17 protein-coding genes are annotated in these 19172 nt (G+C 42.4%); 2 read left to right on the top strand and 15 right to left on the bottom strand.

Going from position 1 to position 19172, the window contains the following annotated elements:
• Positions 1 to 22: 22 nt before the first annotated feature.
• Together C6Y06_RS16895 and C6Y06_RS16900 are read right to left on the bottom strand one after the other, a co-directional pair.
• Positions 23 to 1168: an alpha/beta hydrolase gene (locus C6Y06_RS16895; RefSeq protein WP_106037266.1), complete on the bottom strand. Its 1146-nt coding sequence runs from the start codon at positions 1166 to 1168 to the stop codon at positions 23 to 25.
• Between the two features lie 108 nt (positions 1169 to 1276).
• Complete coding sequence (locus C6Y06_RS16900; RefSeq protein ID WP_106037267.1) at positions 1277 to 1936, bottom strand: TetR/AcrR family transcriptional regulator; 660 nt, start codon at positions 1934 to 1936, stop codon at positions 1277 to 1279.
• A 164-nt stretch (positions 1937 to 2100) separates the two neighbouring features.
• Here C6Y06_RS16900 and C6Y06_RS20370 point away from each other — a divergent pair, with 164 nt between their 5' ends.
• A complete protein-coding gene (locus tag C6Y06_RS20370; protein WP_223251117.1) occupies positions 2101 to 2256 on the top strand; it encodes a pentapeptide repeat-containing protein in 156 nt (51 codons plus the stop codon).
• Positions 2257 to 2511: 255 nt separating this feature from the next.
• Here C6Y06_RS20370 and C6Y06_RS16910 read toward each other — a convergent pair whose 3' ends face one another.
• Complete coding sequence (locus tag C6Y06_RS16910) at positions 2512 to 3438, bottom strand: alpha/beta hydrolase fold domain-containing protein (protein WP_106037268.1); 927 nt, start codon at positions 3436 to 3438, stop codon at positions 2512 to 2514.
• A gap of 399 nt (positions 3439 to 3837) precedes the next feature.
• Between C6Y06_RS16910 and C6Y06_RS16920 the strand changes: the two genes are divergently transcribed.
• Positions 3838 to 4146, top strand: coding sequence for a magnetosome magnetite crystal formation protein family (locus C6Y06_RS16920; RefSeq protein WP_034660817.1), 309 nt, complete (start codon positions 3838 to 3840; stop codon positions 4144 to 4146).
• Between the two features lie 54 nt (positions 4147 to 4200).
• Here the strand turns inward: C6Y06_RS16920 and C6Y06_RS16925 are convergent, their stop codons facing one another.
• From C6Y06_RS16925 to ulaA, 12 genes are all read right to left on the bottom strand, one after another.
• Entirely contained in the window at positions 4201 to 5604 is a 1404-nt protein-coding gene (locus C6Y06_RS16925) for a HAMP domain-containing sensor histidine kinase (RefSeq protein WP_106037269.1), read from the bottom strand.
• 2 nt (positions 5605 to 5606) lie between these two features.
• Positions 5607 to 6314, bottom strand: a complete 708-nt coding sequence (locus tag C6Y06_RS16930) for a response regulator transcription factor (protein WP_034660819.1) — start codon at positions 6312 to 6314, stop codon at positions 5607 to 5609.
• Positions 6315 to 6445: 131 nt separating this feature from the next.
• Positions 6446 to 7714 carry a glucuronoarabinoxylan endo-1,4-beta-xylanase XynC gene (gene xynC, locus C6Y06_RS16935; protein WP_095285226.1) on the bottom strand — a complete coding sequence of 423 codons (1269 nt, stop codon included), beginning with the start codon at positions 7712 to 7714 and terminating at the stop codon, positions 6446 to 6448.
• 53 nt (positions 7715 to 7767) lie between these two features.
• Positions 7768 to 9303 (bottom strand): glycoside hydrolase family 43 protein, encoded by a 1536-nt coding sequence (locus C6Y06_RS16940; protein WP_106037270.1) that lies wholly within the window; start codon positions 9301 to 9303, stop codon positions 7768 to 7770.
• 223 nt (positions 9304 to 9526) lie between these two features.
• A complete protein-coding gene (locus C6Y06_RS16945) occupies positions 9527 to 10987 on the bottom strand; it encodes a CoA-acylating methylmalonate-semialdehyde dehydrogenase (protein ID WP_106037271.1) in 1461 nt (486 codons plus the stop codon).
• A 347-nt stretch (positions 10988 to 11334) separates the two neighbouring features.
• On the bottom strand, positions 11335 to 12666 hold the full coding sequence (gene melA, locus C6Y06_RS16950; protein ID WP_106037272.1) for an alpha-glucosidase/alpha-galactosidase: 1332 nt from the start codon (positions 12664 to 12666) through the stop codon (positions 11335 to 11337).
• Positions 12667 to 12697: 31 nt separating this feature from the next.
• Positions 12698 to 13528 carry a carbohydrate ABC transporter permease gene (locus C6Y06_RS16955; RefSeq protein ID WP_060596463.1) on the bottom strand — a complete coding sequence of 277 codons (831 nt, stop codon included), beginning with the start codon at positions 13526 to 13528 and terminating at the stop codon, positions 12698 to 12700.
• The gene (locus C6Y06_RS16960) at positions 13528 to 14460 is read right to left on the bottom strand and encodes a carbohydrate ABC transporter permease (protein WP_060596464.1); all 933 of its coding nucleotides are present in this window, start codon (positions 14458 to 14460) and stop codon (positions 13528 to 13530) included. Before C6Y06_RS16960 ends, C6Y06_RS16955 begins: the two co-directional genes overlap by 1 nt.
• 30 nt (positions 14461 to 14490) lie before the next feature.
• Positions 14491 to 15747 (bottom strand): ABC transporter substrate-binding protein, encoded by a 1257-nt coding sequence (locus tag C6Y06_RS16965; RefSeq protein WP_106037273.1) that lies wholly within the window; start codon positions 15745 to 15747, stop codon positions 14491 to 14493.
• Positions 15748 to 15964: 217 nt separating this feature from the next.
• Positions 15965 to 17005 (bottom strand): LacI family DNA-binding transcriptional regulator, encoded by a 1041-nt coding sequence (locus tag C6Y06_RS16970; RefSeq protein WP_106037274.1) that lies wholly within the window; start codon positions 17003 to 17005, stop codon positions 15965 to 15967.
• Positions 17006 to 17187: 182 nt separating this feature from the next.
• The gene (gene alsE, locus C6Y06_RS16975; RefSeq protein WP_106037275.1) at positions 17188 to 17880 is read right to left on the bottom strand and encodes a D-allulose 6-phosphate 3-epimerase; all 693 of its coding nucleotides are present in this window, start codon (positions 17878 to 17880) and stop codon (positions 17188 to 17190) included.
• A gap of 17 nt (positions 17881 to 17897) precedes the next feature.
• Positions 17898 to 19160 carry a PTS ascorbate transporter subunit IIC gene (ulaA, locus tag C6Y06_RS16980; RefSeq protein ID WP_034660830.1) on the bottom strand — a complete coding sequence of 421 codons (1263 nt, stop codon included), beginning with the start codon at positions 19158 to 19160 and terminating at the stop codon, positions 17898 to 17900.
• Positions 19161 to 19172: the final 12 nt, after the last annotated feature.

The raw sequence follows: 19172 nt of genomic DNA on the forward strand, positions 1-19172 counted from the left end.
TTGATCAGCAGCTTCTCCGTTATTACTTGTTGCTCGTTTTCTTGATTAAGTCCACGCCATCATATGACAGGCTTTCCACACGTGCAGCCTTTTGCAGGATGTAATGATCAAAAAAGGTCTTCGTATAGTCCGTCACAAGATTTCGCATCTCTACCGCCTCCCTTGTGCCTCTCAGTTGCTCATCTACGCCGGTAAACACGATGTCACAGTAATCTAAATGTGCAGCACGATCAACGGAGAAATAATAGGTTACCATGCTGTTGTTAGCGCCAATGATCGCATTCATATGATAGTTCGGTTCAGAAAACAGTAGCAAAAAGGGTTTATTGAGGTCGCTGTCGAGAAGGCCGAATGCCCCGCTATCCAAGCCAATCCCGCAGGCAAACCGGTCGTCATCCCTGCAAACAACCGCTGCCGTAGGTCCTCCATAAGAGTGTCCGACGATGCCCATGCCGACGTCAAGCATCAGTCTGTCATGAAAGATAGAATCCAATTCTTCAGAGTTTAGTTTGTGAAGATGATCGGCTACGTACCTTACATCTTCTGCCTGTCGTTCACTATATAATGTTAACTGATTAATGATTGGCAGAGCCAGGACGTTACGGCACATCTCAATGGCCGTTTCATCATCAGGCCGCATCTTCATCTTGCCAGCCAGCTCCATCATCTCCGGATCTTCAGAAAACGCCATAATGACATCCGAAAAATCCTTTGATACATTCAACAGCTTCCCATCTTTCCGTTTATACATTGTGCTATTCTGATGGCCGATACTGACGACAACATAACCCAGGCTTGCCAGGTCTGTACAGATGGCTGTCCCCCATTCCGGTGAACCGCCCCCGCCGCAAACATAAAATAACACTGGATAGCGCTTTTTCTTCCCAGAAAGAGCAAGGTCGTCGTAACAATGAGTCTTGATATCGATAGAGAAAAAATTCTTCTCTTTCAGATACTCAGTGACAAGTGGCTGCTCATGAAGCATTTCGTAGACTTCAGGAAACATGTACGTTGATGGAGTCTTCCCTTCGCTGCTATCGGACGGATAGTACACAAACGCGGTCAATTCTCTTTTTGAGTCATCTGATGCTGTGTACTCAAAATCCATCTGGGTACGAGCGGCGGTATAGCTGCCGATTGGTTCTGGGAATGTGTCATACCTTTTCATCCTTTTGTTCCCCCTTAATAAATGAAAGTGCGAATGTGAAATACACATGGCGATATAAGTGCTTTCAAAACTGTAAAATGGTTACATCCAATCTTCAGTTCATCATCCTTATTCCTTGGCTTTCTTGAGATCGCTAACAACTTCAGCATATTTATCATCTCTAAGCAGCCCATGACCCATAAAGTCAGCAAAGTACTTGCTCATCTTATGCTGCAGGTTAGAATCCTTAATATCGAATTCCCTAAAAAACATGACTAAATTAAACTGCATAGATTCAAACATAAAAGAAATGAGGTCGTCATCAATATCAGGTCGTAGATATCCATCAACCCTCATGCGGCGTAACATGTCCTTGATTAAGGGGAATGACTCGCCCTTTAGCACATTCAAATATACTTTTAGTAAGGTGTTCTCTGGAATGTGTAAAAATGTTTCAACGAGTTTGATTTCCAGTTCATTCAATGGCTCAGTCGCAATGCCATTAGTGTTGTCAAATAAGCCAGTAAGGAAAAATTGAAAAAGAGAATCTTCATTGTTGTTATGAAAATACGCAGCTCTTTTCTTGGTCACATGTCGTATTAAGAGACAATAAAGGTCATCTTTGTCTTCAAAATACCGATAAAAAGTTCCGGGATGCATGGACAAACGATCCAAAACCATCTTCATCGTTATATCCTCGTAAAGATGATCAACAAAAAGATGCATAGCACGATTACATATGTCCTCACGCCTTGCTTCATTTAATCGAAAAAAAGTATTTTTTGGCATAAATGACTCCTTTATGTAAAATGTGAACTCATTCACACCATATCGATAATTGATTCACATGTCAAGCTGTATTGAAATAGATACCCGCTCTTTGCTCGGACGGATTTCACCCCAACGGTAGTACGATTGATCATTGTACCTTTATTCGTTCCGACTTGCGCTCTGTGGGCATTGCCAAAATCGAAGCCGTTTTCACCAATTGCGAATTCTCCTCCTGCGATATGAGAGGAATGACATTGGAGAATGCTATGTTTATCGATTGTACTTTTTATCAATGTAGATTCAATGACCGCGTTTTACAGGCAGCGAATATCAGCTAGTTGAAATAACGTTTGAGGGAGTGGTGACACTTCGTCAACTCCAGTGAAGAAGTGAACATTCATTATATTAATAGGAAATATGTATGTTTTAAACAAAAATTGGAATTTAAGGATTACTTAACCCGAAGTGAATTGACTATCTGAATGTATTTCATGTTGAATTGAAAAAGGCTGCTTTCCAGTAAGCAGCCCATTCACTAAACTTTCGACTATTTCAATCAAATCATTCTGCATCTTTTTGTGTGAACTCAACCCCTAACGATTGATTACCTGAATGATTTTCTCCTGAGCATCTTGTGCCTCAGGGATTGGCATGACAACAAATACATGAAGCATTTCAGGATAAACAAGGGTTTTTATGTCAATTCCTTGTTCTGTTAGTTTTTCATCAAGCTTTATGGCATCTGGATATAACATATCATGTGTTCCAATAAAATGAGTAATCTTCCCAAGTCCTTTAAAGTCACCGTAAATGGGACTGATCAATGGGTCAGTTACATTTTTGTCAGCTGTCCAAATCTTTGCAATGACTTCCATTCCTTCAGGACCTAGAATCGGGTCCTTTTTTGCATATTCAAACATTAGAGGATTGCTTAAGCTCATGTCAACACATGCAGATAATAAAATAATATCCTTCGGCTGCGGCAGACCTTCCTTCTTTAAAAGGTGCGCCAGACCAAGTGAGATATTCCCGCCAGCTGAATCTCCCATGATCGTCAATTGATTGGCACTTTCAACAGTTTTCAGAAGGTCTTTATATAGGTTTAGGATTTTCGGATAGGTATCCTGGCAGCTATAATGAGGCACTTTTGGATAAATAGGAGCCACCACTTTCGCATTGAGTGATTGCGCCATCTTATCCATGAACCACCAATGGAAATTCAAAGGCTGATTTGTCCACGCGCCGCCATGTATATATAGAATGACTTTTTGTTTTTGTGACGTTTGGTCATTCAAAGTGAAAACTTGCATGCCTTCGAATGTCTGCTCTTTTATCTCACTAATTAACTTCACATCATCCTCAATGGCATAAGGCTTAGTATTTTCTATTCCTTTTTGATCAAGAAATTTTTTTGTGTTTTCAATACTAGAAAAACTCTCTTTATTACTTTGGGAAGCGAATAATTTTTCAAATTGAATACTTTCTTCAGAACGTTCTCCATTAACAATTTCCACACTCATTTGTTTTCTCTCCTTTAAGTCAATTGTGTTATTGTTCATCCTGATGTATCACACGAAATGATTCGAGGTAGACTTGTATTTGTTTATCAGAGGTCTTTAACAAGTTAGATAAAAGGTCTTGAATTTGACTGAAGCGTTTGATTTTCCTTTCAATTTCTTCGTGTTTGTGATGGACAATCCTTCTTAAAGTATCAGGTTCTATGTCTTGACTCAGCAGTTCCATAACTTGTATTTCCTTTATCTTTCATGTATCGTTCGATCGTTTAACATTTTTAAGGTTGCTGTAAGGTTCGGATTAATACAGGTTAAGGTTGAGGTTGTACAATGGGTTTGTAAGGAAGTGAGGGATGAGTCGAATGATTCTCCCCCCTTCTAAATCAATCATAGAGGTGAAAAGGTTTGAGAGAAAATAAAATTTTGTCTTCATTATGTTACTTCAGTATCTTTTTTGCGCCATTTTTGTTTCCGATTATCGTCTATTTCTTAGGGAAGGACGAAGTGAAATATCATGCGAAAAAATCGCTATGGACACATTTTATTCCTTATTTGATTTTTGGCATTGGCATCCTTGGTTCAGGTTTACTTGGCATGAACGATATCAGACATGCTGGTCCGTTCTTAATTGCAACGTATGCTGTGACATTCCTTGTGGCGATCTACTTCTTTATTTGGAACATTGTCAAAGGCATTAAAGTGTTTTCAGAATAATAGATGGGAAAAACGGTTCTGTGATTGATCAGAACCGTTTTTTTGTATGTCCATTCATGCGGGTAATTGGATATCAATCGTTGTTCCTTCCCCTATTATACTGCGTATCGTAATATCCCCGCCGTGCTTTTGGATAATATCCTTTGCAATGGCCATTCCGAGACCAGAGCCTGCATGTGTCCCTCCTGTATTCGTCCCTCTATAGTAGCGGTCAAACACTTTTTCTAGCTCTGCCTCTTCGATTCCTTTGCCGTTATCTTTAATCGTGATGTGGGTATTTTCTTTTTGTTCCAGCTGTACAATGATTTTCACATCAGAATCATTGTGAACAAGGGCATTTAAAATGAGATTGGTGACCGCTCTTCGTATGAGGATCGTATCAATATTTAGCATGAGCTTGTCTACATTCGTTTGCAGCTCAATCGTCTGTTCTGCATATCTCGAATCGTTTAGGAGATCAATTAACGTTTTCCGCAGCAACGGCACAATGTTCACTAGCTCTTTATGCAGCATCACGTCGTTATTTTTCAGCCTTGTTGTTAAATTTAGATCCTCCATGACATCTTTGATGTACAGTGATTTATTCTCTATGATGCTGGCATAATGTCTGATGTCTTGATCTGAAAGAGGATAATTTGGATCTTTGATGATTTCTGCATAGCCTTGAATAGAGGATAATGGTGTTTTAATATCATGAGAAATATGACTGATCCACTCTTCCCGCATTTGCTCTAATTTGTCTTTTTCTTTTTGGCTTGAAGCGAGCTGCTCTGATAAGTGATTGACATTATAGAAGACATCTTTATATATTCCCTTAGTTGGCAGCTTTGTCGTATAATCTCCGTTTGCGAGCCGCTGGATTCCATGAATGGCACGGCCGAGCGGTTTGATGAGCTGCCGGCTGAATAAGTATCCAATGAATAAGGCAATGATGGCATCGATCGATAGTAAAATCATCGTCCCGATATTGAATCTTGATATTAAGTCCTTCGTGTCGAACGAAAATAAATATTTTCCGATGGAAGGGTCCTTAAACCCGATAAAGTAGCTGTATTCCTTACCCTTTCCTTTTTTTCCGCCGGCATAAATGGTCGATAGCAATTGCTTATCTTTATATTTATGTATGTTCACGATTTCTATAGGTGTATATTTGCTCTTTATTCCTTTAGGTGCGTGTGCATGATAGACGTCTTGTCCATTTTCGTCTAATATTTGAATCCACGCATTTTGTTGTTTTAAGGCTTGCTGTCCTTCTTTGTTCACAGTGATGCCTTGATCGGAAAAGGTTATGTATTGTTCAAATGTTCTTGTGAAGGTTTCGGGCGTATTTTCTTCGTTTTGCTGGCTGCTTGCTTGTAGTACAAGCCAGATCATGAATCCAAATAAGTTAATAAAGACCGTGATAATGGTCACGATAATGACAGAGACCATATATCTGCCTGTTAATCGCCATTTCATCCTTACGCATCCTTTACAACAAATTTATAGCCCAGCCCTTTGACCGTCACGAGAAACTCTGGTGTAGATGGGGAATTCTCTATTTTCTCCCGAAGTCTTCGTATATGAACCATCACCGTATTGTCAGAACCGAAGAAATCTTCTCCCCAAACGGTTTGATAAAGCGTTTCTTTACTGATCACTCGATTCGGATGCTGCAAGAAATAGGTCATCAGCATAAGTTCTTTCGGTGTGAGCTCAATCACCGCTCCATTTTTCGTCAGTTCGGCTTGCTGCTCGTTTAACTCAAATGGCCCTTTTTTGATCACGGGATCAGCTTGAGAAGGCTGTAAGTATGATGACCGTCTCAGCTGGGCTTTTACCCGGTAGGCGACTTCCTTTGGGCTGAAAGGTTTTGTAATGTAATCATCGCCGCCAATGGCAAGTCCTACAATTTTGTCTGATTCCTCTCCCTTTGCTGATAAAAAGATAATCGGAACATGCGAGACGTCTCTGATTTGTTTACAAATATCGTAGCCTTCACCATCTGGCAGCATAATATCCAGTATGACGAGATCGGGATGTTCTTGATGGAATTGCGTGAGCCCATCACGGGCAGTTGAAGCTGTTATCACCCGGTCAATGCCTTCTCTTGTTAATACTGTATGGATTAATTCCAAAATTTCTTTTTCGTCATCTATAATCAATACTTTGCTTTGAAGCTTTGGCATTATGATCACTCTCCTGAAGTCATTGTTATTATTATACCCAAAGTGTAGACATCGTGAAAAATCAACTTTCTATTTGCACAGAAAAAAGCCAATTTTCTTTTTTAATGAGAAAATTGGCTTTTGGTGTTTTTTTAGCGTTTGACCACAAATGTTGTCACACTTTGAGCCGGGAGATGAGCCCAAAATTGATTACCTGATATATTTAAGTCAGTTCCAGGCTGAAGGTTGCTGTTACTACTCGTAATCCATCTTGACGCTTGTGAAGCGGTTCCATTTTGCATGACAAAGTGTTGATTGACGCCTGTATTGTTTTTATTAATCGCTACAATGACGACCTTATTGTCCCCTTTATAGGCTGAGACGAAAACATTCGGTTCAGGGCTTTTCGTTGCATCAATTCTGACGTACCCTGGACGCACAAACTTGGAGAAATGCGCCATGTTGTAGCCACGTTTGCTAATCATTCCATCTTCCTTCATAGGACCGTATGATCTGCGGATGTACCACCAAACATACGCCTGAAAATCACCTTCCACCATCGAATGGTGAATATGCTCTGACACCCCTAATGCCTCAGGCCAGCGGTCCGCTGAATTGTTATCACTATTCGGGTAATATACCTCTGTCATCCACAGCTCTTTCCCCGCTCCTTTTTGTTTAAAAAGAGGATACGGAAGCTGGCTGATCTGGGTTCCATACAGATGGGCACCGAGAATGTCCATATTTCTAAGCGCCTGCGGATCGTTTAAGATAGGATCTGATATATTTTTAAGGTATTGAAAAGATTCTGGTGCAATCACGCGTGCATTAATGGAGCCGGCATTTTCTCTCATGAATCGCAGGATTTCCTGAGGCGTCCACCATGTCCATTCGTGTGCATAATCAGGCTCGTTTTGTACAGAAATGGCATAGAGGTTGACACCATTATTTTTCATGTATGTCACAAAATCATTCAGATGCTGAGCATATGCGGCGTATTGATTGTATCTCAACCGCTTTGCAGACGCACCATTACGGTTGAAAGTCTCCACCATATGGCTTGGAGGATTCCAAGGCGAAGCGATCACTAAAGCGCCATGATCTATTGCTCTTTTGGCGGTAGCAACTTCTCTGTGCCAATTATTTCTGTTCTCGTCTACATTAATTCGTAGAATGGAGAATCCTAATTGATTCTGCCCATTGCCAAAGGCGGTTTCCCTTTGAGGGGCGGTTAAATCACCAATCCAAGCCGGGTGGTTCATTCCGCCAAAGCCGCGAATCACTTGTCTTTCCGCATTGACATTAATATTCGCATCACTTGCTGCTGAAACCTCAGTTACCCCAGGCCCTATGAACATGACAGACAGCATAGTGCAGCAGACCAATAAAGTACAAATTGGTTTTTTGATTATGGACATCAAATTTTCCCACTCTCCCATCAACCAGTGATCGATGCCGCAGCATCTGATTTTGTTTACCTTTGAGTAAACTGCCAGGAATCAAATTGGAATAGGTTGGCACCATTTCCTTTGAAGACAAAAAATACGTTGTGCACTCCTGCTGCTCCGTTCACTGCCGTTTCTATTTCTCGCCAGTTTCCGCCTGTGGAAGGGACATTGAGTGTTCCGGCAATTCTGCCGTCTGGACTGCCAAGACGTACTTCTATTTGTCCGCCTGAAGCGGATGCTACATTGGTTTTAAAGGTTCTGGCACCGCTCGATCCGAAATCGACATTACTGACAGCCACCCAATCACCGTTTTGAATGTTTGTGACATGCTGGTTATTGACTGGTCCACCTGGTGCTGAGGAGGCCTCTGTTAAAATGCGTCCATTCCAAGCGAATGTTTCAGCTTCTATCCGTTGATAAGGATTCAGGTTGGAAAGCTGTTTGACTCCTTCAAAATTGGCTGCGACCTCTCGAAGGGAGCCGTCAGCATTATGCACAAGCTTATTAATGTGTGGAGATCTGTAGCCTTTCCCTGCTCCATATAAGGCAGAGCTCACCGTTTGCGTGTGATACACGACATACCACTCGTTTTTAAAATGGAACACAGCATGATGGTTGTTACCGCCGCCGCCGAAAAATGCACCCGGATTTTTCAGGAAGTGTCCTTTATACGTAAAGGGGCCCATTGGACTTGAGCTCGTCATATAACCGATCTCACCAGGTGGTTTATCTGCTGGGTGGGAGCCGCCAAAATTGATGCAATAAGAATAGTAATAGGTACCGTTATACTTATGCATACCCGAATCTTCAAACATAAAAGGAGCATCAATGGTTGATGCGCTGCCAACCACACTAGTCATGTCAGGTCCTAGTTTCAGAACTCTTGCTGTTTTAGGATTGGCCCATTGTCCCTGCGTTGGATTTGAACCGCCTGGAACGCCTCCTCCGGCATATAAATAACCGGTCCCGTCATCATCTACAAATACGGCTGGATCAAACAGCCATACAACACCGGACATCCCTGGGGTATTTGGCGTGACGAGCGCTTTTCCGATAGGATCTTTCCAAGGTCCAATCGGGCTGTCTGCTGTCAAGACGCCAATCCCTCCGCCGCTATTAGCAAAATAAAGGAAAAATTTATCCTTCCCATTGATCTTTTTCACCGCAGCGGATGGAGCCCAGGAAGCGCCTGCCCATTTGGCAATCCCTCTCCCGCCATTGGCCCCATTTGCGCCAGCTACTGGAATCGCTCCGTGATCTGTCCAGTTCACCATATCCGCCGAAGAGATGACAAAGACCCTATTCAAATTCGCAAAAGAATTATCCTTAATCGTTCCATTGCTGTGATATTCATAGTCATCACTCGACATATAAATGTACACTCTGCCGTTATAGGTGAGCGCAAACGGATCCGCCCCCAGGTGATGGTCTATGAGTGGATTTGCATTTCCTACTCGTTTTGCAATGGGGGTACTTGTTGCACTCGCATCATATACCGGTATACAGCTCAGCACCAAAGCAAGAATCAAAAAACCTACACCGCACTTCATCCTCTTCCTCATCGTGTCATTTTCCTCCTGTTTTCATCTTCCTAATATTGGGGTTTACGCCCAATTTCAAATTATGTTGATATGCGCTGATGAAGAATGAATACAAAGGATGATTTCTAGGGGAAATCACTGCTAAAATCATCATGAAAACCCTTACTTTTTGACTAGGAGACAATAAAAAATGCAGTCCTCCACTTTGGAACTGCATTTTTTCTTCTTATTCAATGAATGTAGATTACATATAACGAGCGGTCACCATTTTCTTTCTTGTGTAAAACTCTACTCCGTCTGTTCCGTTCGCATGTAAGTCCCCGTAGAAAGAATCCTTCCAGCCGGAAAACGGGAAAAATGCCATTGGTGCGGGCACACCGATATTCACGCCGAGCATACCTGCTTCGATGTTTTCGCGAAATTCTCTGATGCTTGATGCGCTGTCCGTGTAAAGGCAGGCGCCGTTCGCAAATTTTGATTGATTGGACAGGTCGATCGCTTCTGTTAGTGAAGAGACACGGACAACTGATAAGACTGGGGCGAAAATCTCGTCCTGCCAAATTTTCATTTGATTTGTGACATGGTCAAAAATCGTCGGTCCAACGAAATACCCTTTTCCATTTGTTTCAAGGTCATTCCTACCATCACGAATGAGGCTTGCTCCTTCTTCAATCCCTGACTGGATATATTGAAGCGTTCGTTCTTTATGTTCCTTTCGAATGACTGGACCAAGAAAGACATCTTCATTTATTCCATTTCCAATGACGAGCTCGTTCGATTCATCAACTAATTTTTGAATGAACTCATCTGCCACTTCTTCTTCCACCGCGACAACAGCCGCGGCCATGCAGCGCTCTCCCGCTGATCCAAAGGCAGCACCAATGATTTGTTTCGTTGCCGCATCTAAATCTGCATCTTTGAGGACAATGGAGTGATTCTTTGCACCTGCAAGTGCTTGGACACGTTTGCCATGCTCTGTGCCTTTTTTATAGACGTATTCTGCGACTGGCTGAGAGCCGACAAATGAAATGGCTTTGACCTTTTGGTGTTCAAGCAGACCATTGACGACATCATGAGCTCCATTGACAATGTTGAGAACCCCTTTTGGAAGACCAGCTTCTTCAAATAATTCGGCTAATCGTGCGGCAAGAATCGGCGTGCGCTCTGAAGGTTTTAAAACAAACGTATTTCCGCAGGCAATGGCAAGCGGAAACATCCAGCAAGGGACCATCATCGGAAAGTTAAATGGTGTAATCCCCCCGATGACGCCTATTGGATAGCGGTACATGCCAGATTCGAGTCCAGATGCGATATCTGGTAATTGTTTTCCCATCATTAAGGTTGGTGCACCAGCGGCAAATTCGACACATTCAATCCCTCGCTGCACTTCTCCTTTTGCTTCTGTTATGCTTTTTCCGTTTTCAAGCGTTACGAGTTCAGCCAGTTCATCCCATTTTTCAACGAGTAACTGCTGATATTTAAATAAAATGCGTGCACGGCGGGGAACGGGTGTTTTCGACCAAGTGGTAAATGCTTCTTGTGCTGCCTGTACCGCACGTTCGACATCTTTTTTTGTTGAAAGCGGCACTTCTGCGATGATCTCTCCAGTAGCTGGGTTATATACTGCCTCTGTTTGACTTGTTTCTGCCTCAATCCATTGTCCGCCAATATAATTTTTCAACATTTGTACATCTGTTTTGGTCATGTTCCCTCTCTCCTTTTTATGAAAGAATGTCATGCTTATAGGATGTGTATGGTTGTCATTGTCTCATCTAATGGGCGCCCATCTGTATACACTCTTTGTCAAATGTAATTGTCGTTTTGGTTTACGTTGTGATAAAAGCTTGCTCTAACGTGTGAAAGGTTGACGCCCTATCCCTTTGTTTGTGAGAAATGATTCCGGAATGTGATTTATTCATGGTGTATTTTTGATAAACTATTGGGTAACTGTAGAAAAATCATAATATTAAAAACGCTTTCAGTCAATCCTCTTTTTGCAACATAAGAAAAACCTGATGCGCGTTGCATCAGGTAGAGGCTGGTTCTTTTCTTTTATTTAGTTGATGCAGCATATTGATTCGGTTCTGCAAAATGCGGGAGCATCTCACCATGTGCTTCAATGAGTTCATCGCATAATTTGATGATGTCATCAATGGATAGTTCAGCGCTTGTGTGTGGATCAAGTAATGCCGCTTGATAAATGTGCTCTTTTTTGCCGCTAATTGCTGCTTCGATTGTCATGAGCTGTGAGCTGATATTGGTCCGGTTGAGTCCAGCCAATTGTTCAGGGATCTCTCCGACATAGCAAGGCATGATGCCGCTGCGATCTGCAACACATGGTACTTCGACACACGCTTTTTCAGGCAGATTGTGAATGAGTCCTCCTGTGTTCAGCACATTCCCGCCAAATTTAAAGGGAACGTTCGTTTCGATCGCTTCAATGATACGAGAACCATATTCTTTTGAGCGAGTATGTGTGATCTGTGTATTGCCCACAAGGTCATGCTTCATTGTATTCCAGTTGTTGATTTGTTCCTCGCAGCGTCTCGGGTATTCATCGAGCGGAATGTTAAATTGACCGATCAGTTCTGAATAGCGTGATTTGATAAAATAAGGATGGTATTCGGCATTGTGCTCTGAGGATTCTGTGACATAGTAGCCGAATTTATCCATCAGCTCAAAACGTACCATATCATGATGCCGCGCTTGCTGCTTTTCTTTCGCTCTTCTTTTGATGTCTGGGTACAAATCTTTTCCGTCCCGTTTCACCTCTAATAACCATGCCATATGGTTGATGCCGGCAATTTTTTCTTCAATGCCTTCATGATCCATTTCAAGTGATTCAAATAGATCCTTTGTACACACCTGCACACTATGACAAAGACCCACCGTTTGAATCGGTGTATAGCGCAGCATCGCACCTGTCAGTGTGGCCATTGGATTTGTGTAATTTAATAATAAAGCATTTGGACAAACCTCTTCCATCTCCTTTGCAAAATCAAACATCACAGGAATTGTTCGAAGGAAGCGGAAGATGCCGCCGATGCCAACCGTATCCGCAATCGTTTGTCTTAATCCGTATTTTTTCGGAATCTCAAAATCAATCACAGTGCTTGGCCGATAGCCTCCAACCTGGATGGCATTGATGACATATTTCGCATCCTTTAAGGCTTCTTTTCGGTTGTGATAGGGCTTAATGGTCACATTTGCACCGTAGTTCTCTTTTAAATGCCGAAGCATCGTGTCTGATTCATTCAGCCGGTTGTGGTCGATATCATATAATGCGAATTCAAAGCCGCTAAGTGCAGGGACGAACAAACAATCTCCTAATATATTTTTAGCAAACACGGTACTCCCTGCACCGATAAATGTAATTTTAGACATTGACGACTCTCCTTTTTACATCCATATTGAACTACCCTTTGACAGAGCCTTGTGAAAGCCCTGCGATAAAATATTTTTGCAACAGTAAAAACATCGTAACCATTGGCAGCATCGCAATGAGCGCAGCGGCACCAACGAGCTGGAGCTGATGCTGATTTTGACCAAAAAAATGGGATAAGGCGACTGTGAGTGTATGCATCTCTTTATCTTGCAAAAAGAAGATGGCAAATTGATAGTCGTTCCAAATATACACACAGGCAATGATTAAGACAGAAGCGGTAATGGGCTTCAGAAGAGGAAAAACGACAGTGAAAAAAACTCTGAGTGTCCCCGCTCCATCAATACGGGCTGCTTCTTCAAGCTCCTTTGGAATGGTCGACCGGATAAAGCCTGCGTATAAGAAAATGGTTAGCGGCAAAAAAGCAGCGACATTATTTAAAATAGCGATTTGATAGGTGTTCATCATCCCGATTTGAACGACCATTTTATAGAGCGGGACAAGGGCTGTGAGCGGTGGAATGACCATAATGGTGATGAATAAAACATAAACTGCTTTATTTAGCTTTGTGTTTCTTCTTGCGAGCGGATAGGCTGCAAGAGATCCAAGTATGATGAGTAATACAGCGGAGCTAAACGTAATCATCACTGTATTCAAAAAGGACTGGCCAAGCTGAGCCTCTGTCCATGCCGTGCGAAAGTTTTCAAGATGGAGCGCTTTCGGAAACAGCCATTTTGAACTGAAATCTCCTATCCCCTTTAATGATGTCGTCACCAAGATATAAAATGGAATGAGGTGAAGCAATGTCACCAAAAGTGCGAGGAAGGTGTACCATCTCTTTTTGCGTTTAAAGGCGTTATCCATCACACCTCGGTCTCCTTTCGTTTGAAATAAATCAGTGCTGCGACACTAATGACAAGGATGATGACCGCCATGAAGACTCCTTGCGTTGCTGCATAGCCTGCATCCTGACGTTTGAAATACAGATCATACATAAAGGTCGACATCGATTGCGAGGAATCTCCAGGTCCGCCGCCTGTTAGTGCCACAATGACATCAAAAAGTTTCAGCCCGCCAATGACGTTAAGCACAACATTAATGGTGATAGACGGCATAAGCAGCGGCAATGTGATCCGTCTGAATTGCTGGAGGCTTGATGCGCCGTCTAATTGTGCCGCCTCATAATAATCCTTAGGAATACTTTGAAGGCCTGCTAAATAAATGATCATCGCAATTCCGACGAATTGATAGGTGTTGACAAGCACAATGATCCATGTGTTTAATTGCGGATTGCCAAGCGCATTCATTTGGTCAAATCCAAAAAACGTCACCACATCGTTTAAGGCACCGCCTTGGTAAGCAAACACAAAATACCAAATATAGCCCATGGCAATCGGACTGATCATGACAGGTAGATAGATCACCGTCCTTGTGATGCCTCTTATCTTTAAACTTTGGTTTAATAAGAGAGCATATCCAAGTCCAATGATATTTTGTAAGATTGTACTCCCAATTCCGTAGAGAAGCGTGTTTTTGACAACAAGCCATGTCGTTGGGTCTTGAAGCAGACGTTTATATTGATCAAGCCCAATCCATTCATAAGTTTGTGAGAACCCGTTCCAATTCGTAAAAGATAGCTGAATGCCGTTCAAAAAAGGATAAATGATAAAGGTACTGACGACGAGTACAGCTGGCATGTACATCCACCAAAGTGATGAATTCCGGCTTTTTTGCATCTTTTGTTTTGGTAAAGAGGTAAATGCGGCTGGCTGCTTTGCTTTTGTGATGTCATTCATTGGCTTCACTCCTGTTTCAGCATGGGCCTGCTATTGTTTTTTCAGACGCTTATATTCCTCTTCCATCTTCTTCGATAATTGTTCTGGTGTGATGGAGCCTGCTAATAATTCTTGACCCGTCGTTGCCATGACAGCCCACATTCCGCTTGGTAAGTATTTTCGATCGAAGTAAGGTTCAATCTTCACCTGTTCGTATTGATCGTAAAACGTAGAGTAATAGTTTTTCACTTTTACATGCGTTAAGGCTGCTTCAGAGGATGTGCCTTCTGCGATTTTTTCCGCATTTTCAGGCTTTGCGAGAAAATCGATGAATTGTTTTGCTTCTTTTAGATGCTTGGAGTCCTTCCAGGCAGCGACAGTAAATCGTTCTCCCCCAATCCAGCTTTGCTCATCTCCTTCATGAATGGCAGGAACAGGTATCGTGCCTACTTTGATCGATTGATTGAGTTCTGACGCTTCAGGTCCTAAAGAACCTCCGACAAAGGTGAAGGCTATTTTGTTTTGTGCCATCAGTTCAGGTGCTTGAGATAGTTTCGCTGTCAGGACATCTTTGTTTAAAAGATCTTGATCCTTCAGCTCCTTCATGAACTGTGCAAGCGGTGTATAGTGAGACCAATCAAAAGATCCGTTTTCAAGTTCTTTTCCGTATTGATGTTTTGGATCGGTGATTAATAAAGGTGTGGCTAGTTCATCAAAGACTTGGGCGATATTTGAGTTGTCTCCTCCTGGTATCCAGAGCGGCACAACCTCTCCTTTGCTCTTTTCCTTCACTGTCAGCAAAGCCGATTGGAATTCATCAAGTGTTCTAGGTACCTCAATGTCATAGTCCTTTAATAGATTGGCATTAAAGCTAAGCCCGTCTTTTGCTTGATTCAGCGGATACGCGTATACTTTGCCATCTTGGTCCTTTAAAATCTGATCGAGTGATGGATCAAGTTGTTTCACCCAATTCATCTCTTTTAGATCAGCGACATACTCGCTATAGCGGAGTTTGGCCCAGCCGTGTGTGTCAAACAGATCCGGCATATCGTTTGCCCCCATTTTGACACGAATCGTATCTTCATAGCTGTTGCCTGGGAAGTTGGCATCGATTCGAAGATGTGGATGCTCTTTTTCAAACTCACGAATCACTTCTTCAAACGCTTTTCTTTCCCCGCTGTTGCTCATTGTCGAAAAGAGAGTCAAGGTGACCTTTCCGTTTGCTTCAGACGTACCGTTATTGCTGCAAGCAGACAAAAAAATGGTCAAGACAAAGGCCGCAGTGAGCAGCATGATTTTTTTATTCATGGTTTCCTCCTTTTGATCACTGAAAATTCAGACGATAATCGGTAGAATTCATGCAGTTGCGGAAACAAAAGAAGTCCATTATACTGGAATTCTATTCTTTTCAAAGAGATAAGAGAGCATACCGGTAGGCTGCCTTGTTCTTCGCATGATCTGGCCATCATGTGAAGCAGCTTGCTTTCTGCTTTTTTGTCTCTTTTTTGTTTGCTGAGATCTTGGTTCACCCCCTTTCATGGATGAGACATGTGCTGCCCCGTTCGATGAGTTTTGTTGGCACGACGACTTTTAGAGGGAGCTTTCTTCCGTTTATTCGCTCAAGCAAAAGCTTCAAGCCGACTTCCCCCATTTCTTCTGTGTATACTTTTACGCTTGTAAGCGGCGGACTTGAAAATGAAGCAGCTTCAATGTCATTAAACCCAACAATGGATACATCGAAAGGAACACGCAGACCGGCTTCGTTGAGCGCGCGCATTGCACCGATCGCCATTGAATCACTTCCGATAAAAAAGGCTTGTGGAAGGTTTCCTTTTTTAATGGCTTGCTGCATAAGCGTATAGCCTTCTTGCATGGAGTATTCCCCAATGTGGATATCATCCAGATGAAGACCTCCCGCCTCCTGCATTCTTCTCATAAACGTCGTTTGTCTTTCGTCCTCAATCACAGCATTTCCTTCGAAATAATGCTCCCGCTCCTTTCCGCCAATATAGCCTAGATGTGTACAGCCAAGCGATTGCAGATGGCGAATTGCTCGATCTGCCGCTCTTACAAAATCCACATGCACACAATCATACAAATCCTCATCCGCATAATGATTAATAAAAACAATGTGCTCCATTCGATTTGTCATTTTTTCAACCGTATCAGGGCTGATTCGTCCAATGACAATCAAACCGTCAATATCCTTTAGCATCGCCCCTTTGTCCATGCTTCTCAGGCGAAAGGTATGGAGGGTAGACAGCCCTTGTTTGGCATATTCTTTTTCAATTCCTTTTCGAATCGATGAAAAAAAGGGATCATTTAATTCTTCGTCAATGGATTGAGCGACAACGATACCGATGACTGGGGATTCAGATGGAGGTTTTTCTTCTGCTTGATCGGCTTTTCTTGCTCTCACTGGGGTATAGTTTAGCTTCTTTGCAATGTCGAGGATGTTTTGTCTTGTTGCGTGTGAAACGGCAAGTGTTTGATCGCCATTTAACACACGGGATACAGTGGATACGGACACTTTTGCATCATGGGCAATATCTTTGAGTGTGGTCATAGGCAAACTCCTCTTAGATTTTGACTAAATATTTACTAAAGATATTTGAAGGATAACATATAAGTAAAGCGCTTTCAATTGTGGATTTGTAATTTTTTATTTTATATTTGGGTATGTTTTGGTGAGATTGTGGTGTTTTAGTAAAATTGCGTAAAAAAGAGGATGGATTACATCCTCTTTTACTAACGTGATTCAATTGAGGCTGTTTCTTTTGCAAACAATTGCTTCATTGTCTCCCAAGCTTTATCGAGTTGATTGTGAAGTCCAAATAAACCTGAGTTGCCGATGATATAGATCTCATTTCCAGCCTCAGCAAGCAGCCGGAACGTGCTCTCATTACAAGAGCCGTCTACTTCAATTGAAAACGTGTATCCTCCCTTCTCTTTTACATTTTTCACTTGTTTAATTTTCAGAAGCATTTCTTTAATAAAAGGCTGTCCAGCAAAGCCTGGATCGATCGTCATGATCGTCACTCGGTCTATTAAATGTATAAAGGAATCTAACGCCTCAATTGGTGTGGCGGGATTTAAGACAAAGCCAACCTTGCAGTCTCTTTGATGGATATGCCGAATGATTCTAAAAACGTCTCTTTGCACGACCTCTGGGTGTAAGCAGATCATGCTTGCGCCTGCATCAATGCAGGCATCGATTAAAAATTCTTGGGGGTATTCCGCCATAAGGTGAACATCAATTGGTCTATCTGTTAGTTTTCGAAGCTGTTCAATGAAAAAGGGCGATAAGGTGATATTTTTCACGTAATGACCATCCATGACGTCGACATGATATCGATCTGCTCTCGTGTTGAGAATATGAATTTGTTCGCGGAAGTGCGTTAAATCCATGCACATTAGTGAAGGTGAAAAAATGGCTTTCATTCTCAGGCTCCTCTTTTTTAAAGTTGAAATAAAAGCTTGATCAATCCAATTAAGATTCCGATGATACCAAAGTCTGTATCTCCAAAAGTTGTCCCTTCAAAGCCAAGGGTCCCTAACACAGGTAATAAACAAGCAGGTAAAAAGGAAAGAAGCAATCCATTCACAAAGGCCCCAGCGACAGCACCTCTCACCCCTCCTGTTGCATTGCCATACACTCCTGCTGTAGCGCCGCAAAAAAAGTGCGGGACAAGACCAGGGACAATGACAGTTAAACCAAACAAAGGTAAAAGAAAAATGGATACGATGCCTCCTGCAAAGCTGCATAAAAAACCGATAATGACTGCATTTGGAGCAAATGGAAAAACGGTTGGCGCGTCAAGTGCCGGCTTTGCCCCTTTCACAAAACGATCGGCAATCCCTTTAAAAGCAGGCACGATTTCACCGATTGCCATCCTCACCCCGGCTAAAATAATGTATACACCAGCGGCAAAGGTAATAGCCTGAATGAGAATGAAGACAGCGAAGTTCGTGCCCCCGCTAATTTGTTCTATAAAGGGAATCCCTGCAAACGGTGCAATCGCAAAGAACAGCAAAGCCATCGTGATCGAAATGGCCACAGATGTATCTCTTAGAAAGCCGAGTGATTTAGGCACTTGAATGGTTTCCGTTGATTTCTCTGGACGACCGATCCATTTGCCGATCATTCCCGCTGTAAAATAACCGAAGGTACTGAAGTGTCCGAGCGCGAGATCATCGCTTCCGGTGACTTTCCTTGTGAATGGCTGAAGGATAGCGGGTGCAATGACCATAGCTGTTCCTAATATAATCGAACCGGTGGTCACAAGAAATCCTCCTTGCATTCCGGCTGTCGAGAGAACGACTGCGAGCATTGCAGCCATATACAAGGTATGGTGCCCTGTTAAAAAGACGTATTTAAAGGGCGTGAATTTTGCCAATAACAAATTGACCAGCATGCCAAAAATCATAATGAGAGCCGTCTGTGTACCGAATTCCTTTTGGGCAATGGCCGCCATGGCATCTGTATTTGGGACTACCCCTTGAATGTGAAAGGCTGCTTCAAACATTTTTCGAAAAACTCCAAGTGAATCAGACACGACCGTGGCGCCCGCTCCTAATATTAAAAAACCCATGGTTGTTTTCAAGGTGCCTGACACGGTATCTGCGGCTGATTTTTTCTGCAAAAGTAAACCGGCCAGTGCAAACAAACCGATGAGAATTGCCGGTGTGCCCAATATATCGTTCATGATCAGTTCTATCATGATGTGAATCCC

This window comes from Bacillus sp. MZGC1 (assembly GCF_002998605.1).
In the GTDB taxonomy this organism is placed as follows: Bacteria; Bacillota; Bacilli; order Bacillales; family Bacillaceae; genus Bacillus.

Coding starts and splice junctions, on each gene's coding strand:
- melA (WP_106037272.1), bottom strand. CDS start 12,666: ATGTCTAAAATTACATTTATCGGTGCAGGGAGTACCGTGTTTGCTAAA.
- C6Y06_RS16960 (WP_060596464.1), bottom strand. CDS start 14,460: ATGAATGACATCACAAAAGCAAAGCAGCCAGCCGCATTTACCTCTTTA.
- C6Y06_RS16965 (WP_106037273.1), bottom strand. CDS start 15,747: ATGAATAAAAAAATCATGCTGCTCACTGCGGCCTTTGTCTTGACCATT.
- C6Y06_RS16910 (WP_106037268.1), bottom strand. CDS start 3,438: ATGAGTGTGGAAATTGTTAATGGAGAACGTTCTGAAGAAAGTATTCAA.
- C6Y06_RS16895 (WP_106037266.1), bottom strand. CDS start 1,168: ATGAAAAGGTATGACACATTCCCAGAACCAATCGGCAGCTATACCGCC.
- alsE (WP_106037275.1), bottom strand. CDS start 17,880: ATGAAAGCCATTTTTTCACCTTCACTAATGTGCATGGATTTAACGCAC.
- C6Y06_RS16970 (WP_106037274.1), bottom strand. CDS start 17,005: ATGACCACACTCAAAGATATTGCCCATGATGCAAAAGTGTCCGTATCC.
- C6Y06_RS16945 (WP_106037271.1), bottom strand. CDS start 10,987: ATGACCAAAACAGATGTACAAATGTTGAAAAATTATATTGGCGGACAA.
- ulaA (WP_034660830.1), bottom strand. CDS start 19,160: ATGATAGAACTGATCATGAACGATATATTGGGCACACCGGCAATTCTC.
- C6Y06_RS16930 (WP_034660819.1), bottom strand. CDS start 6,314: ATGCCAAAGCTTCAAAGCAAAGTATTGATTATAGATGACGAAAAAGAA.
- C6Y06_RS16925 (WP_106037269.1), bottom strand. CDS start 5,604: ATGAAATGGCGATTAACAGGCAGATATATGGTCTCTGTCATTATCGTG.
- C6Y06_RS16955 (WP_060596463.1), bottom strand. CDS start 13,528: ATGGATAACGCCTTTAAACGCAAAAAGAGATGGTACACCTTCCTCGCA.
- C6Y06_RS16900 (WP_106037267.1), bottom strand. CDS start 1,936: ATGCCAAAAAATACTTTTTTTCGATTAAATGAAGCAAGGCGTGAGGAC.
- C6Y06_RS16940 (WP_106037270.1), bottom strand. CDS start 9,303: ATGAGGAAGAGGATGAAGTGCGGTGTAGGTTTTTTGATTCTTGCTTTG.